Source organism: Acinetobacter johnsonii, from assembly GCF_048551975.1.
GTDB lineage: Bacteria > Pseudomonadota > Gammaproteobacteria > Pseudomonadales > Moraxellaceae > Acinetobacter > Acinetobacter johnsonii_A.
In genome coordinates this window covers 13300-29966 of record NZ_JBIMCF010000004.1, presented here as the reverse complement: position 1 = coordinate 29966, position 16667 = coordinate 13300, and the positions used below count along the sequence as shown (strand labels likewise).

General features: G+C 41.8%; 13 protein-coding genes. 4 read left to right on the top strand and 9 right to left on the bottom strand.

Going from position 1 to position 16667, the window contains the following annotated elements:
- Positions 1 to 6: 6 nt before the first annotated feature.
- Both ACG9ZB_RS05055 and ACG9ZB_RS05050 read right to left on the bottom strand, forming a co-directional pair.
- Positions 7 to 1848, bottom strand: coding sequence for an extracellular solute-binding protein (locus tag ACG9ZB_RS05055; protein ID WP_419324566.1), 1842 nt, complete (start codon positions 1846 to 1848; stop codon positions 7 to 9).
- 35 nt (positions 1849 to 1883) lie between these two features.
- A complete protein-coding gene (locus ACG9ZB_RS05050) occupies positions 1884 to 5129 on the bottom strand; it encodes a LysM peptidoglycan-binding domain-containing protein (RefSeq protein WP_419324564.1) in 3246 nt (1081 codons plus the stop codon).
- A 208-nt stretch (positions 5130 to 5337) separates the two neighbouring features.
- Between ACG9ZB_RS05050 and dnaQ the strand changes: the two genes are divergently transcribed.
- The 3 genes from dnaQ (at position 5338) to nudC (ending at position 9308) form a co-directional block, all read left to right on the top strand.
- The gene (dnaQ, locus tag ACG9ZB_RS05045) at positions 5338 to 6762 is read left to right on the top strand and encodes a DNA polymerase III subunit epsilon (RefSeq protein ID WP_419324562.1); all 1425 of its coding nucleotides are present in this window, start codon (positions 5338 to 5340) and stop codon (positions 6760 to 6762) included.
- Between the two features lie 126 nt (positions 6763 to 6888).
- Positions 6889 to 8532 carry a chemotaxis protein gene (locus ACG9ZB_RS05040; protein WP_419324560.1) on the top strand — a complete coding sequence of 548 codons (1644 nt, stop codon included), beginning with the start codon at positions 6889 to 6891 and terminating at the stop codon, positions 8530 to 8532.
- Complete coding sequence (gene nudC / locus ACG9ZB_RS05035; RefSeq protein WP_183175268.1) at positions 8532 to 9308, top strand: NAD(+) diphosphatase; 777 nt, start codon at positions 8532 to 8534, stop codon at positions 9306 to 9308. The genes ACG9ZB_RS05040 and nudC overlap by 1 nt, the downstream gene beginning before the upstream one ends.
- Positions 9309 to 9350: 42 nt before the next feature.
- Here the strand turns inward: nudC and ACG9ZB_RS05030 are convergent, their stop codons facing one another.
- Genes ACG9ZB_RS05030 through ACG9ZB_RS05020 form a run of 3 tightly spaced genes read right to left on the bottom strand, consistent with a single transcriptional unit; the run spans position 9351 to position 11376 of the window.
- Positions 9351 to 10235, bottom strand: coding sequence for an alpha/beta hydrolase (locus ACG9ZB_RS05030; RefSeq protein WP_419324558.1), 885 nt, complete (start codon positions 10233 to 10235; stop codon positions 9351 to 9353).
- Entirely contained in the window at positions 10225 to 10908 is a 684-nt protein-coding gene (locus ACG9ZB_RS05025; protein WP_281963515.1) for a BON domain-containing protein, read from the bottom strand. The genes ACG9ZB_RS05030 and ACG9ZB_RS05025 overlap by 11 nt, the downstream gene beginning before the upstream one ends.
- 60 nt (positions 10909 to 10968) lie before the next feature.
- Positions 10969 to 11376 (bottom strand): YraN family protein, encoded by a 408-nt coding sequence (locus ACG9ZB_RS05020; protein WP_419324792.1) that lies wholly within the window; start codon positions 11374 to 11376, stop codon positions 10969 to 10971.
- Between the two features lie 332 nt (positions 11377 to 11708).
- Between ACG9ZB_RS05020 and rsmI the strand changes: the two genes are divergently transcribed.
- A complete protein-coding gene (gene rsmI / locus ACG9ZB_RS05015) occupies positions 11709 to 12554 on the top strand; it encodes a 16S rRNA (cytidine(1402)-2'-O)-methyltransferase (protein ID WP_348960020.1) in 846 nt (281 codons plus the stop codon).
- Between the two features lie 215 nt (positions 12555 to 12769).
- Here rsmI and ACG9ZB_RS05010 read toward each other — a convergent pair whose 3' ends face one another.
- The 4 genes from ACG9ZB_RS05010 to ACG9ZB_RS04995 form a co-directional block, all read right to left on the bottom strand.
- Positions 12770 to 13699 (bottom strand): LysR family transcriptional regulator, encoded by a 930-nt coding sequence (locus ACG9ZB_RS05010; protein WP_419324556.1) that lies wholly within the window; start codon positions 13697 to 13699, stop codon positions 12770 to 12772.
- A 95-nt stretch (positions 13700 to 13794) separates the two neighbouring features.
- On the bottom strand, positions 13795 to 14613 hold the full coding sequence (locus tag ACG9ZB_RS05005) for a peptidoglycan DD-metalloendopeptidase family protein (protein ID WP_419324554.1): 819 nt from the start codon (positions 14611 to 14613) through the stop codon (positions 13795 to 13797).
- 153 nt (positions 14614 to 14766) lie between these two features.
- Positions 14767 to 15537: a 5'/3'-nucleotidase SurE gene (gene surE / locus ACG9ZB_RS05000; RefSeq protein ID WP_058869283.1), complete on the bottom strand. Its 771-nt coding sequence runs from the start codon at positions 15535 to 15537 to the stop codon at positions 14767 to 14769.
- Between the two features lie 532 nt (positions 15538 to 16069).
- Positions 16070 to 16666: a DUF1003 domain-containing protein gene (locus ACG9ZB_RS04995; RefSeq protein WP_419324790.1), complete on the bottom strand. Its 597-nt coding sequence runs from the start codon at positions 16664 to 16666 to the stop codon at positions 16070 to 16072.
- Between the last annotated feature and the right edge of the window lies 1 nt (position 16667).

Sequence of the window (16667 nt, the reverse complement as noted above, 5' to 3'; positions counted from 1 at the left end):
GCCTGCTTATGGCTTGGCTGCCCAGCCTAAATACTGACTCACCTTTTTAACCTGTTTGGCATCACTCCACCAATAATCCAAACCGACATTTAATTGCGGACTCTGTTTTGGTTTTTGATACATATTCCAATAGGCATACCATTGATCAGCTTTACCATAGGTCGGTATTTGATAATAACCCGCACGTAGCAAGCGATCTAAAATACGCGTTTGAACGACCACTTGCTTACGATCATGCGCTTGAATCAACTGTCGGATCATCTGATCAATCACCGGATTTTGAATACCCGAATAATTATAATTTCCCACCTGATGGGCTGAAGCACTGCCCCACAATTGCACCTGTTCTTTGCCTGGTGTCAAAGACTGTGGCATCGTTTGTAGGGTCATATCAAAATCTTGAGTCCGCATCCGCTCATAATACTGGGGTGTATCAACCTGTCGAATGTTCAGCTGTATTCCTAGGCGCTTTAGGTGGCGAACAAAAGGCGTAATTTCACGCACAGCATCACTCGGCTGAATCAGAAACTCAAACTGAATCGGCTTATTTTTCCGATCCAACAATTGCCTTTTTGCATTATATGTATAGCCATTTTTTAATAAGATCTGTCGTGCGATCAGCAAATTATTTCGATTGTAGCCCGATCCATCCGAAACTGAATAATGCCAATTCTTTAAAACACCATCTCGCTGCACAGTATGCAATTTCGCTAAATAAGGCTTTAAAATTTTAATTTCAACAGCCGAAGGCACACCCTTCGCCTCTAGTTCACTATTAGAAAAATAACTTTGTAGGCGTTGATATTGCCCATAGAACATCGCCTTGTTTTGCCATTCGAAATCGTAGGCATAGGTTAAAGCTTGGCGAAAATAAATATCTTGAAAGGGCTGACGGCGAGTATTAAACACAAAACTTTGCGTTGGAATCGGATTGAAATGCTTAAATCGATATTTTTTAACGAGACCTTGTTTCGCTGCGGGAAAGTTATAGGCTGTCACCCATTGTCGTGCGGACTCTTCCTCATGCAAGGTATATAAACCCGCCTTAAACGCAGTAAAAGCAATATCTTTGCTACGATAATATACATAACCCACGCGGTTAAAATTATAGCGCCCTTGGTTAACCTTTAAATCTCTGGCCCAATACTTTGGATTACGCTTATAAACAACCCGCTGCCCTGCATTGATTTTCTCTAAGAGATAAGGGCCTGAGCCTAAAATCGGCTTGACTGAAGTTTTACTAAAATCTTTGCCTTGCCAGTCTTTTTTGGAATAAATTGGCATTCTGGCCACAATCAAAGGCATTTCCACATTATTTCGGGTTTTAAAATGCATTTTGACACTGTATTTGGACAACACTTCGGTCTTGGCTAAATCCGACAAATACATCTGTAAACCAAAATTGGACTTGGTTTGAAAGATATCAAAACTGAACTTTACATCGGCTGCGGTAACAGAACTGCCATCACTAAACCGTGCTTTTGGGTTTAAATGAAAAATGATCGCGTTAAAGTTTTTCGGGTCATAGCTGACCTTTTCTGCCAGCAATGGATACATCACCGCAGGCTCATCCAAAGAACTACTCATGAGTGAGTCAAATAAATAGTTGGTTCCCTCGACCGCAGTACCGCGACCATTCATACTGTTTAAGTTATCAAAATCCCCGATGACTGCACGTGTTAATTCACCACCCTTTGGTGCCTGCACATTGGCATAAGGCAGATGATCCAACTGGCTATATTTAGGCGTACCATAAGGTGCAATAAAAGGCATGGTCTGCAGTGCAGACCATGCCTTTAATGGAATCGCTACAAGGCTGAACAGCAAGAGAGTTGTTCTAACCTTCATCGGGACTTTCTCTGAAATTGCATTTCAACTCAATACTAATTCGGCACCTTAATTACATCACCAATGCGCAACTGCGTATTCGGCTTAATGTCATTTAGTTCAGCCAATTGCGAGGCGTCCATACCATAACGACTTGCCAGTCCAATTAAGGTATCGCCACGTTTCACTGTGTACTGTGAAATCAGTTTTGGAATTTGAATGGTCTGCCCAACTTGTAAGCCCGCACGCGGACTCAGATTATTTAAACTAGCAAGCTCTGACACCGACATCCCAGCACGGTTTGCAATTGAGTTTAACGACTCACCTGACTTCACTTTATAAGCTTCAGTTGCACGGTTAGAAGTTGCTTGTGGCTTTGCTGCCACTATTTCTGTTTTGATTGGAGCTGAATCAACATCACCTTCAATTTTTAAACGCTGACCAACACGAACATTCGCCGTACGGCTTAGATTGTTTAATTCAGCCAAATAGTTCAGTTGCAAGTGATATTTACGCGCAATGCTATTTAGGGTTTCACCCGATTTCACCACGTGAATATCTGTTGAGTTATTGCTTGCAGTGGTTTGTTTTTCGACTGTTTTCGTCGTTTCAACAGTAGGCACTTCACCCGTTAATTTGAGTTTTTGACCTGCACGTAAGCCCGCTGTACGACTCATGTTGTTGAGGTCAGCAATATAATCCATACCCAAATTATATTTCGAAGCAATCGCAGTTAACGAATCCCCAGACTGAACGGTATAAATATCTGGCACCGTTGAACCCGCAGGGATCTTAATACTTTGACCCACTTGCAAGCCGCTATTGGTTGAAAGATTATTGAGATCAGCCAGCTCCGACAGGCTGATCTTCGACTCTGATGCAATGCTATACAGAGTATCACCACGTTGTACTTTATAACTTTCAACTTTGAACTGTGGCTCAGCTTTGACCGGAGATGCTTTGGCACTACTTATCGTTAAGCTTTTGACATCATTGAATGGCACATTAATTTTTTGTCCCACCAACAGGTTGCTGCCCGCATTTAAACCCGGTGTTAAATCTGCCAATTCTTGATTTGACAGTGCATAGCGGTCTGCAATCAGTTTCAGATATTCGCCACGTTTTACCATATACGACTGAGTTGCTACTTTAGTTTGGCTAGTAGCTTTCTCATCGTTAGTTTTTGCTCGCGATTGTGCTGTTTCTTTTAAGGAAAGCTTTTGTCCCACACGTACGCCACTGGTCACACTTAAGCCGTTATAGTCAGCCAACTGTTTTAAGCTTAAACCGAATTCATCTGCAATGCCTGTTAAGGTATCATTGGCACGAACGGTATAACTATCGGGTTTAGTCTCAGCTTTCACGTTAGAACGCACTTCAACTTTTTCAGCTTGTGGTTTTGCATCATATAAATAAATCGATGTACCGACATAAAGTGTGGCATTGGCATCCATTTGGTTCCACTTCGCCACATCACGCCAGTTTACCCCATTTTTGGCAGCAATCAGCGCCAAAGTATCACCCGGTTGTACGGTATAAGTTGAACGTTTACCTTTTGGCGGTACAATCACAATTTCAGAGTCAGTCTTAACAAAATTTTTGCCTTGATTCCGCTTCACTTCATCTGAATCTAAACGGGTATTGTCAGCCACAGACTTTGGATAAGCAAAACCTTTGGTCAACTCTTTACCTTGCAGCTCAGCCACTGACTGACTGGTTTGAATTGCCGTGAGTTTAATTTTACCATCCAGAGGATCTACAATTTCTGTGCCTTGAGGGGCTAAAGCCTGAATTTCAGCTACCACTTCAGCTTGCTCTGCTTTCGTCGCAACGGGTTTAAGAACTTCATCGACAGTTTTGCTTTGACCTTCGGCTTGAATTGCCGCGGTTAACTGCTCACGTTCTGCCGCTGAAATTGGTGGTTCAACGGAAACGGGTTTCACTGGGGTCGCTGGCGTAACCGCAACTGGAATACGCGGGGCACTTGGAATATCGCTATTAGCAGCAAAAGCAGCCAGGGCATTAGAACCCTTAGGCGTTGAACCACGAGGCGGCGACGTAATAGCAGATGAAGTGGTAGGCTTTCCTGTTGTGGTTTTTGTGGTTGTCGTCGCTAGAACAGGCGGTGTTGTTTTCGACGGTGTGATCGCTTTGGTGTTTAACGTTGGCGGTTCAATTTTGCTTGGTTGAATCGTTTGGTTATTTTCAGGCAGTTTGGTATTTGCAGATGCCCACAAGCCGCCTGAACCACCCTGTAATTTTTTCAAACGTACATCCACTGAAGGACTCAAATCCGCAGGAATTAAAATCCGCATTGGACTTGCACCATCAATCCATTCACCACGGTGTCCCGGATTTAACTGATACAGCTCGGCACGACTTAAACCGGTAATCGACGCAACTTCATTTAGACTCACCGCGCCCACAGTAACTTCTCTAAAGTGCGGACGGTTCGCAATCGGCGGTAAATTTATGTTATACGCATTTGGATTTTTAATGATCTGTGCAACCGCCAAGAAACGTGGCACATAATTCATGGTTTCTTCAGGCAGTTTTAATGACCAATAATCTGTCGGCAAACCTGCGGCTTTATTACGATTAATTGCTTGTTGAATACGGCCCGGACCTGCGTTATAAGCCGCTAGTGCAAGTTCCCACGAACCAAACTGGTTATATAAACTGCCCAAGAACTCATACGCAGCACGCGTTGACTCGACCACATCACGGCGACCGTCGTATTGGCTACTTTGTTTTAAGCCATAAATACGTCCTGTACTTGGAATAAACTGCCATAAGCCCGCAGCTGCAGCACTACTGGTTGCAGCAGGATCATACGAACTCTCAATCACAGGCAGTAGAGCCAGCTCTGTTGGTAAACCACGACGCTCGGCTTCTTTAACGGTGTGATACAAATAACGTGAAGCACGTGCACTTAAGCGATCCAAATACGGTTGGCGTGAAATGAACCACCCGCGCTGTGCATCAATACGCGGATTCCAATGATCGGTGTTCATTTTAAAGCCCACGGTCATACGCTTCCAAACATCACCGTGCTTTAACACCAATAGGCGATCTCCTTCCACCGCACGCATGTCGGTTGCAGAAAGTAAATCTTCTAAAGAATCTAGGCTGTTTGCGTCTAGGTAGTTCGATCCGACTTGTTTGGATTTAGATGTTTGCGTTGCACTTTGCGTCGAGGAGCAACCAGCCAGTCCAAGTGTCGCGAGTGCTGAACCGAGTACTGTAATTTTAAATAATGTCGGTAACATCGGTTGGCCAAAAATCGCAGCTGACTTATACATAAGAAAATCCAAACAACTCGTATAAAATTTATTTTTTAGATCTGCCATTGTAGTAAAGCACGCCGCAGACACAAGGCGTTAATTTAACTTGAAATCAGTATAAATGTTACAAGAAATTAAAAAGCTGCATGTTATACACTTCTCTAGTGCATTTGCGTTATACAATGGTGCTCACCTAGTTTTAATTTTCAGTTTACGGAAGTTGTGTATGTCACAAACAATTACCCTGTATGTCGATGGTGCTTGTCGTGGAAACCCTGGTCTTGGGGGATGGGGCGCGTACATTATTACAGAGACTGAAGAACATAAACTGTGTGGCGGTGAAGACAACACCACCAATAACCGTATGGAACTCACCGCGGCCATTGAAGGCATTCTTTTTTGCCCAACCGATGCGAAGTTGGTCGTCTGGACAGATTCAACCTATGTCAAACGCGGCATTACCGAGTGGATTACGGGTTGGAAAAAGAAAAACTGGAAAGACGTTAAAAACCCAGATTTGTGGAAAAAACTCGATGCAGCCTGCCAAGGCCGTGATATCGATTGGCACTGGGTCAAAGGCCATGCAGGTCATGAAGGTAACGAAATGGCAGATCAATTGGCGAACCTTGGTGCCGATCAAACACAGGCTCAACTTCGTCAGTCTAAAACAGCGACAACAGAACCATCTGTAGATAAAAAAAAAATTGAACCAGACTGGTTATTAAACGACCCTTTTGGTTTGGGTTTCGATGACGAAGAAGCCGATGACAGCGAAGATTTAACCGAAAGTGAAATACACGTTGCAGAACAAGAGCCAAGTTTAGTCGCTGAACCAGAACTTGATACAACAACTCAGTGTTCTACTGAACAAATGCCTGAAGTTGCGGTAAGTGTGGATTTAACACAACTTAAACAACATCCGCAAATTGTGATTACTCCACGTAATGTTGACGTCTTTGGACCTCGACAGCTCATTCTCGATACAGAGACCACCGGTTTCTACTATCAAGATGGCGATCGCATTATTGAAGTAGGTGCGATTGAAATGGTCAATCGAAAGCTCACTGGAAGCTCTATTCATATCTACATCAATCCGAAAAAACCTGTGGGCGACTCTGAAAATGTCCACGGGATATCTGATGACTTTTTAAAAGATAAACCACTGTATCAAGAGATTGCAGACACTTTATTTGCCTATCTCAAAGGTGCGGAAATCATTGCGCATAATGCAAGCTTCGATATGAACTTCTTAGACATGGAGTTCAAGCGTGCAGGATTTGTTGCGCTTTCTGAAGTTTGTGCAGTAACAGATACCCTCGCGATGGCAAAATCTAAGCATCCGGGGCAAAAAAACTCACTCGATGCCTTAGTTCGCCGTTACGAAATTCCACAACGTGACCGTACCTTCCACGGGGCCTTACTGGATGCTGAAATTCTAGCCGATGTTTACTTGGCTATGACAGGTGGTCAGGTTTCCTTTGATATGGACGCCCTGTCGAATAGTGAAGAAGAAAATGGGCAAAGTCAGCGTCAAACACTGGATATTGAACTGGCGGTAATTCACCCTTCAGCCGAAGAACTTGAAGCACATGAGACTTGGGTCAAACAATACCAAGAAAAACATGGCACACCCTGCCTTTTTGCCAAATAAAATCTAAAGTTTATGTTAACTTTTGTATTACAAGATTTTTCAGTTAGGCTATAGTGATAAATAAGTTGCTATGCCTCTATTGGGCAGCATATAAACACGATAAAACACTAGGATAGGTGCAGATCAATGTCTTACCAAACCTCTATTCATTTTAATCCAACAGCGCTGCTGATAATAAAAAATGAAGTGGATAACTCCATTAAGCTAGTTGAATCAGCTGTGAGCACCTTAGCAGAAGATCATACTTTACCTTTTGGAATTGACGACGCATTAAACCAATTTGAGCAATGTGCTCAAGTGCTTGCCTTGATTGATATGTCGAGCTTAGCCAAAATTGCTGAATATTCCGCAGAGCTTATGCGCAAGATCATGGGGAATCCAGCACAGATTAATACGCAAGATGTGATTGCACTCAGCGAAGGCACGACCATGCTGAAGCGATATATTGAGTTCATTTGCTTAAGAGAAGTGAAAATTCCACAGTTTTTACTCGACACCTTAAACCGTCTTGAAATTGCACTAGCAAAGCCTTTAACACAAGAAGGTCAGCACATCGAGTCATTACTAGACTGTATCACCCCAGATTTCAGCCTCCCTCAAGCACCAAGTCTTGAAAAATCTCAATATGTTCATCGCCTGTATAAGCTGTCTTTAAGCCAAATGCTGAAACAAGAAGAAAGCGAACTTGATTTACAAGCAATGAAATTAGTGGGTACTTATTTAGCGGGTCTAGCAGAACAAACGCCGAGTAAACAGTACTGGAACTTGGTCTATGTTGCACTCAATCAAATTGAAAAATTGCTCATTAATGAACCACGTTTACGCACTTTGATTAGTATCGAACGTAACATTGCTCAGTTCTTTACTGCACCTAAACGTTTCAAAGCCAACCTCACAGATCTTGCCAACATTCTCAGCTTATGTATTAGCCAAGAAGACGAAGTGTCTCAACACATCCGCGGCAAACTCAATATTGGCGACGACCTACTCACAGATACGCAGCTACAAGTTTTCAGTCGTCATCTGTATGGCCCTGATTTCGACACAATGCATACCATTAGTGATTTGGTAACCACCGAAATGTCGCAAATCCGCAATGACATTGAGTACAACTACCAAACCATGACCCCTGAGAAGACCCGAGAGCTCCAAGCAAAACTGGTCGATTTGGCGAACATCTTCAAAGTATTGAACTTAAATGAAGCACATAATGACTTAAGCCGTCAGGCAGCATCGCTTAGTCAAGCAGATATGCTGAAAGATGAAGGTTTTGCACAGCAGTTGATGAATGTGATCTTGTCGGCAATGAACTCCATTGGAGTGCTAGAACGTCACCATACTTCAAGCCGCCTACAGCTTCGTGTCAACAACATGAACATTTCACTAGACCGTTTAGATGAAGCCTATGCTGCATTATTGACAGAGGCTAAAACGTCTATTGACTTAAGTAGTCAAGCGTTGGCGCAATATCAGCAAGAACAAGATTTAACTGCTCTTGAGAATACTCCTGCGCAACTACGTGAAGTTGCGGGCGCAATGTTGTTCTTAGGCGCAGAAAATGGTCAAACCGCTCTGAATATTTCAGCAGATTTTGTGCAACAACAAATCACGGCTGAAACTGCGCTCACTGCCAGTCAGGTGAATCATGTACTTGATGCACTCGCAAGTGCAGATATGCTGATTGATAATTTAAAAAACAAACAGCCTGTATTACACAGTATGTTTGATGTAGCATTAAACAGTAGCCAAAAACTAAAGACTGTTGCCTAATGTCAGAACTTTCACTCGCATATATTTTCCACCAACAACAATTGTTGGTGGACCATAATTTTCAATTGCCTCGTGTAGAAAAACTAGCAAGTGATTTAAGTTTTCACTCGGGTGATCAAGTGATTGCACGAGACCTGCTAGACAATGAGCCGATTCCTGAAGGCTTAGAACTCATCCCAATTCGCCAGTTGCTTCCACTTTGGAGCACCGCACAATTCGAACAGGCCAGCCGAGCTATTCAACTGCTAGAATGGCGTCGCAATCATAAATTTTGTAGTCATTGCGGCCACGCCACAGAAGCACATGCCAGTGAATATGCCATGATCTGTCCTGCCTGCGGTTATCATCAGTATCCACGGGTACAACCCTGTGTCATCACCGTCATTACACGAGGTGAAGATGAGATTCTGTTGGCAAAAAATGCACGTAATACCCGTAGCAATATGTATGGCTTGATTGCGGGCTTCGTTGAAGTCGGTGAAACCTTAGAAGAAGCTGTACGCCGCGAAACGTTGGAAGAAGTCGGCATTCGAGTTAAAAATGTTCAATACCTAGCCAGTCAGCCTTGGCCTTTCCCAAGTAACTTAATGATTGCGTTTAAAGCAGAATACGCATCGGGTGAACTTTGCTTACAAGAAGAAGAAATCAGCGATGCACAATTCTTTAAGTTTGATCAATTGCCTGAAATTCCGTTCAAAGGCAGTATTGCACATGCCATGATCATGCATGCGACAGAAGGCACAACGGTCGCAGATGATACACGTGAGTGGCTCTAAGCTCACTCACCATCTCTACAACAAATACACGTTAAAACCCAATTAGTGGTTAAGCGCATCCTCGAGCGCCTGCATAATTTTTTGCTTGGTCGTGAAGTAACGACTAAACAAACTCGATACCGAACCAATCATTGAAATATGGCCTATGCGTGGCACCGTCCAAAGTTGACTATAGTTGCCTTTTTCTTTCAACCTACGATCCAAATCAACGGCATTGCTTAACCCGACGACATCATCATTCTCCGCAACCAATAGATAATGTTTAACCGTATTCGGCTCGACGAAATAATATGGCATCACTTCTTGATAAGGTCTGTTCTGATCAAAAGCATCCGCACAGATCGGATCACCTTTATAGTCAAAATGATAAGGGCCTGCCAAACCAATAATGGCAGTAATTTGACTGCGGCATTGTATTTCATATGGTTGCGGATGATAGAGCGCAGACATCACATTAAACGCGCCCGCAGAATGCCCCATCAACACCACTTTTTCCGTTGAAATTTGATATTTAAGCTGATGCACATTGAGATAATTTAAAGCCAAGCTGAGATCATCAATAGAGGCAGGAAAAATATGCTCAGGCGCCAAGTGGTAGTTAATCACCGCCACATCAAAGCCTTCTTTTGCAAATGCTTCACCAATAAAACGATAATCTTTTTTATCACCATGCATCCATGCGCCACCATGCACAAATACAATCAGAGGACGGTGTTCACGCGGTGTTTGTGTACGAAACAGATCTAAACGATGTCGCGCACGTAACCCATAGGCCACATTTTCTTGGACCGAATAACCCTTACGCGGTGTTAAACGATTTAAGGCATAACTACCGACATCATAAATACGGAAGTCACGATAAAGTAATCTTGCATACTCTACCGAACGATTCAGTCTTTTAACAAAAGGCTGAAACTTATTGAACATTACTTGGCTCAACTTGGTCTGGGTCTATCGCAACAGGTGTTTGCTCTGTCGGTGTTGAATTAATCATTGGCGATGCAAATGCACTAGTCGTTTGCGACTGTTGCTCTATATTATCCACCAGTGTGATAATTTTAGTCACATTCCCCACTTGCTGTAACACTTGGTTTAAATCGGTAATTTCAGCACCATTTAAACGTCCCATCACATATAACACGCCATCTTCGGTGTGAATACGCACTTTCGCATCTGAAACAACAGCAGCTTTCATGATCAAGCCTCGTGTATTTGCTGTAACTGAGGTGTCTTGCATAATGGTGCTATAACTAATTTGGTTTCCAACTGTAATGTAGTTATGGACGGTTTTGACATCCGACATCGCACGTACATTGTCTTCAGCCAATTGACGTAAGTGTTGATCGGGTACTTGTCCTGTTAATAAGACATTGCCATGAAAACTTTCGATATTGACGCGTGACTGTTTAAAACGACTATCCAATTTATATAAGTTAATTTTTGCAGTACGCTCAATTGAAGAGTCAATAAAAACCTGCCCTAATGAACGTGCACCGCTTTCTGTTCCTACAGCGGCTGTTCCTGTCCCACCCGAAATGAAACTTGCACATCCAGATAAACTTGCGACGCATAATACGGTCATTGCAATACGATTGAACACTCAGCAAGACTCCTCAACTTTTTAAACTATTTTAATTCAGTATTTCAGCTTTGATTTTGTTCAAAGATTAATAAAGTCTTGATCAAAAGTAAAAGCATTTTCTATCCATTGCTGATCATAAGTGAATTTTGAAAAATCTTGCTGTATGGTTTTTGCAATTTCTTTAAAAAAATCAAAACAAATCACATCAAAGCGGCAATAATATTGCTGGAAATGTGGATGATCTTGTAAAAATAACATGGCCGTTTTTGCTATTTTGCGTTGTTTTGAATAGGAAATTGTTTCAATAGCCTGCGCAAAACGCGTTTTTGAGCGTGCTTTGACCTCAACAAAAACCAATTCCTGTCCTTTTTGTACAATCAGATCAATTTCTCCAAAGCGCGAGCGATAATTGGACTGCACATAAACATAACCCTGTTCTTCTAGCACAGTCAAAGCTTGTTGCTCTGCCCATTGTCCCAGTTTCATCTCTTTATCTTCCCCCACTCCTTTTTTTATTTTTTTAATCATCACATTTCGAAAAGCACAATTTCGATCAAAAATCTCACGCCTTGATGTTTAAAACCACTGCTGTGAGTCTCTCGAACCAAACAATGCATTTCATTCTACGTTTTAAAGCCTTCTTGGCGTTTAGATTTCAATCGAAGTCTTCCCGACTCCTGCAAATCCATCGCCCACAACATTCTAGCTCACGCCACGACGGACAATTCAGGTAGAATGCTTATCGCGGTATCGGTTGAATGCACCAAAGCACACGACTCAACCCATCATTTTATTATTTTGCAACGCGGAGAAAACCCATGAGTGCCCAGTTATTTGTAGTCGCAACCCCTATAGGGCACTTAGATGACATAACTTACCGCGCAATTGATGTATTAAAATCAGTCAAAATCATTGCTGCTGAGGATACACGAACTTCAGCACAATTACTGAAACACTTTAATATTCAAACGCCGCTCACCGCATGCCACGATCATAACGAAAGCAACAAAATTGACATCCTTATTCAGCGTTTGTTGAAGGGTGAAGATATGGCGCTTATCAGTGATGCAGGAACACCTCTTATCAGTGATCCGGGCTTTAAATTGGTCCGTGCCGCACAAGAGCATAATATCCGCGTAATCCCTGTACCGGGCGCTTGTGCTGCGATTGCTGCTTTAAGCTCAGTGGGCTTACCAAGTGATCGTTTCAGCTTTGAAGGTTTTTTGTCTTCTAAACAAACCCAACGACTGGCAAGCTTGGAAAAACTCAAAGACGAAACGCAAACCCTGATTTTTTATGAGGCACCACATCGTATTTTAGACAGTGTCAGTGACATGGCTAAAGTCTTTGGTGCTAACCGCCCTGTAGGTTTTGCTCGTGAAATTACCAAAACCTTTGAAACCATCAAGAAGATGACCTTAGGTGAGTTGGTTGAATTTATTGCAAACGATCATCATCAACAAAAAGGTGAAATTGTATTGGTTGTTGGTGGCGCAACCACTGAAAAAGATATGGCACAAGAAAAACTCGACCAGCTTTTAACACGTCTCTTACAAGATTTATCAGTGAAAGCTGCATCACAGTTAGCGGCTGATTTGACCGGCATCAAAAAGAAAATTGCTTACCAACGCGCTTTAGAATTAACACAAGATCAGGCTGAATAGGCTTCGATAGCTTGAGCTTGAAATAAAAGTATTGCTTTTTTTTTGAAGGAAAAAAAATAAAGAGCAACAGACATAAGTGCTTTGGCCTTTCTCTGCTGCTCTCCATGTTAAGCGGTTCCATGTGAACCGCTTAACTCAAATTATGTAGTTATGTCATTTAAAATTTATAAGCATGTATATGGGTTGACTGATCGTCAGTTACAATCTCTATCGAATTAGCTTGCTTCTTGGTAAATACGACCGCCGGGTAGTTGGCAAAAGTATTGTTTCAATGCATCCAAACAACGATGGATTTTCATCGGCTGTTGTTCATGCTTTGAAATGATGGCGTATAGCGTAAAGTTAGGGAGCTTCCACTCTGGAAGAACTTCCACTAAAGAACCGTTAACCAATTCTTTTTGAACATCCAAATATAAAATACGTGCAATCCCATGCCCATGTTGGCATAAAGTCTTTGTCACTAAAATATTATTACTGGCTACTCTTGATTTCATCTCAAGTTTAACTGCGTCACCTGTCACCACATTTTTAAAATCAAAATCATGATTATTTTTCATAATCGTGATCGGAATAAGATCATGATTTTTCAAATCTTCAGGTCGTGAAATTGGTGCAGACTGATTCAAATAGCTCGGTGAAGCAACCAAAATCTGTTCCACGCGCGCCAATGGCACGACATATACGCTTTGATCGTCAACTGTTGGGCTCATTCTGAGGGCAATATCAATTCGCCCATTCATCAAATCCACATAATGATTATCTGCTTCAATATGAATAGATAATCCACGATGTGCAGACATCCAATGCGACAAGGCAGGAATCACGTGATTGGCACCTAACTCTGGCGTAGTGGCTATTCGCAGCTCACCCACAAGATCATCGCGCAATTCATTGATACGTATTTTGCCACGTTCAGCAGCGGCGAGCATTTCTTGACAGCTGTGGAAAAAAGCCTGGCCTGCTTCAGTTAAATTCAACTTTCTTGTTGAGCGATGTAAAAGAACAACTTCCATCTCTTGCTCTAAAGAACGAATTTGCTGACTCACAGCACTTGTAGTGATGCCTAACTCACGCGCGGCACCACTAAATGAACTCTTTTCGACAACACAAGCAAAAACACCCATTGCCCGTAGTTGATCTAACATAAAATTCTCTCTGGATTCATGAGAAGTTTTCATCTATTTGATAAAAACAACTCATTGTATTATACGGTGAATTTTTTGCGTTGCATCCAGATTTTTTAATTTAATGGTAAAACTATAGTCGGATTGATTGGCTTGCCATCTAAGCGTACTTGGAATTCTAACATGGTGCGTGTTGCACCTGTGGAACCCATTTCTGCAATTTTCTGCCCTGCCGTCACATTTTGACCACTCTTCACATTCACTGCACTGTTGTGTGCATATGCTGTGATATAACCATCAATATGCTTAATCAAAATTAAGTTTCCATATTCTTTCAATCCGTCTGCTGCATACACCACTTGGCCATCTGCTGCTGCATAAATTGGATCACCTTGGTTACCAGCATAGCGAATACCTTTCACATTATTTGCTAAATTATAACCTTGTAAAACAGCGCCATTACTTGGTTTTACCCAGCGTAAAGTTGAGCTTTTCGAGCTCGCAACAGGTGCGGTCGGTACTTTAGCAGGAGTTTTTGTGGTTGTGGTGGTTGTATTTTGACTCGGGAGACCAACATTTTGACGTTGAATTGGAGCGGTTTGTGTAATAGGTTGTGTCGTAGTTGTTCGTGGGCTACCCGAACCTTTTAAACGTAATGACTGCCCCACATAAATACGATACGGCGCAGCAATATCATTCATGTCTGCAACAGAGGTATAACTCAGCCCATAACGAGTTGCAATACCGCTCAGCGTGTCGCCTGAACGAACTGTATAATAGTCTGGTGCTTTCGCAAAACGTGTTGCATTGTTAACCTGTGGTTTAGAAGCACAACCACTCAAAATAACAGTTGAAACTACAGCTGTAGATAATACGACAGTTTTCAACAGTGCTGTGGGAATTACAATAAAACGAATTTGAGACAACACAGACATTTATCTTACTCTCTAAAAATACAAAAAATAATCAGTTTAATTTGCGCTAAGATTAGCAAAAAAGTATGTGAAAATAGTATCTCTGCGCGTATTTTCACAAAGTTATAACAAACAGCTGAATACATTCCTTGTATTGCTCAACTGTAGTGACTTTTAAGCACTTATTTGCCCTTGTAATGCATGCAAAACTTCATAGTTGGTTGCATCCATCTGAATAGGCGTAATACTGACAAAACCATTTGCCACAGCGAAAAAGTCTGACTCCACCTCATCATAGCCTCTTTTCGGTTCCGCCACAGCTTCACCTGCAAGCCCAATCCAGTACACTTGACGACCACGTGGGTCAACATGACTGGTAATCGGCTTAGACTGACGACGACGTCCTTGATAAGTAATTTTAGCGCCCTGTAACTCAGCGACATCTGGAATATTAATATTTAAAATATGGCGTGGTGGCAGTGCTGGCAAACCTTGTTTCACAAAGTCATGCACCCACTGTGCAGCATGATGATAATCTTCTGGTCGGTTGTACGAACGCACTTCAGGGCCTGCAAGTGATACCGCAATGGCTGGCTGTTTCATTAGACGCCCTTCAAATGCTGCTCCAACTGTACCTGAGTAGAGTACATCATCACCCAAGTTTGCCCCGCTATTGATGCCACTAACAACCAGATCAAACTCAAAGTCAAATAAGCCATTCATGGACAAATAAACACAGTCCGCCGGTGTTCCATTGACTGCCCACATGTCGGGTGCAATTTCGATTGGGCGTAAGGGGCGATCTAAAGTCAAAGCACTAGAAAAACCACTTCGTTCACTTTCAGGTGCTACAATCACCACCCGACCTAATGGACGTAAAGCATGTGCAAGTGCTTGAATACCTGGTGCAAAAACGCCATCGTCATTGGCTATTAAAATATTCACTGATGGATCTTCTTCAATCTATATGAGTCGGTAAAAGCCTTATACATCTATTTTGCATTCGTCTTCATCTTTTTAATCTTCAATTCAAACAGGTAGATGTGGGGGTAGCTTGAAAAAAACTAAATCTTTAAAGTGAAAAGAAAAGCTATAGAGTCCTCGATGCAGAAAGACTATACATTGAGATCAGGCAATCTGAAAAGATGAAATCATTGATCTAGGTGAGTACTTCACTCTTGCATGAGCAGGGTACAAAAAAGAGAGAGCCTAAAAATAGAAGAAGCTAAGCATACGTTTAAAGTGTTTACTGAAGAGAACGCCTTCAAAAAGATAAAATATAGATCTCTTGATTCTGTAAAACCACTTTTCTCTTACATAAAAAATAACTATAAAGCAAAGAGTTAAAAAATCTAAGAGAGCGAGTTTAGCTATCACTCACTATTACAGAACATTCTTTTAAGTGTTTGGATATCGAGCTAAATTATTCGCGTTTTTTACTCATTTCGGATAAGAAATCCAGTTGTATTTCTTGTATTTAGGCTAACCTATTCCACTGATGCATCAACAGATGATCTAGTTTTTCATTTAAATGTTGAATTTCTAACTCTGCCTTTAAATTAATTTTATAGTCGTTTTGTGAGCGTAACCGGTCTTTGGCCTCTTGCCTATTTTGGCTCATCATAATCACAGGAGCTTGAATCGCTGCAATACAGGATAAAATTAAATTTAATAAAATAAAGGGATATGGATCGGCAAGGTGCGTAACCATGACCACTGTATTGACAATAATCCAAATGGCGAGGAAAGTCGCAAAGCAGATAAGAAAAGCCCAACTACCGCCAAAGGTCGCAATTTTATCTGCCAGCTTTTCCCCTAAAGTCCAATTTTGCTCCAACTGCTTTTCAACATTTTTGGTGATCACTTCATGTTGTTGCAAACTTTTAATCACCTCATATTCAAGATCAGTCACTTCGCCCTTTTCCGACTTTAACAGTGAATGAACATACTGAATTCGATATTTGGTTAAGTCTGCTTGGCATATATAACTTTGCGGTGACCATTGTGGAAAATCATGTGAAATTTCTTCGGTAATAGATTTTCGTATTGCCCCCATAGGAATGAGGTTTTTAATG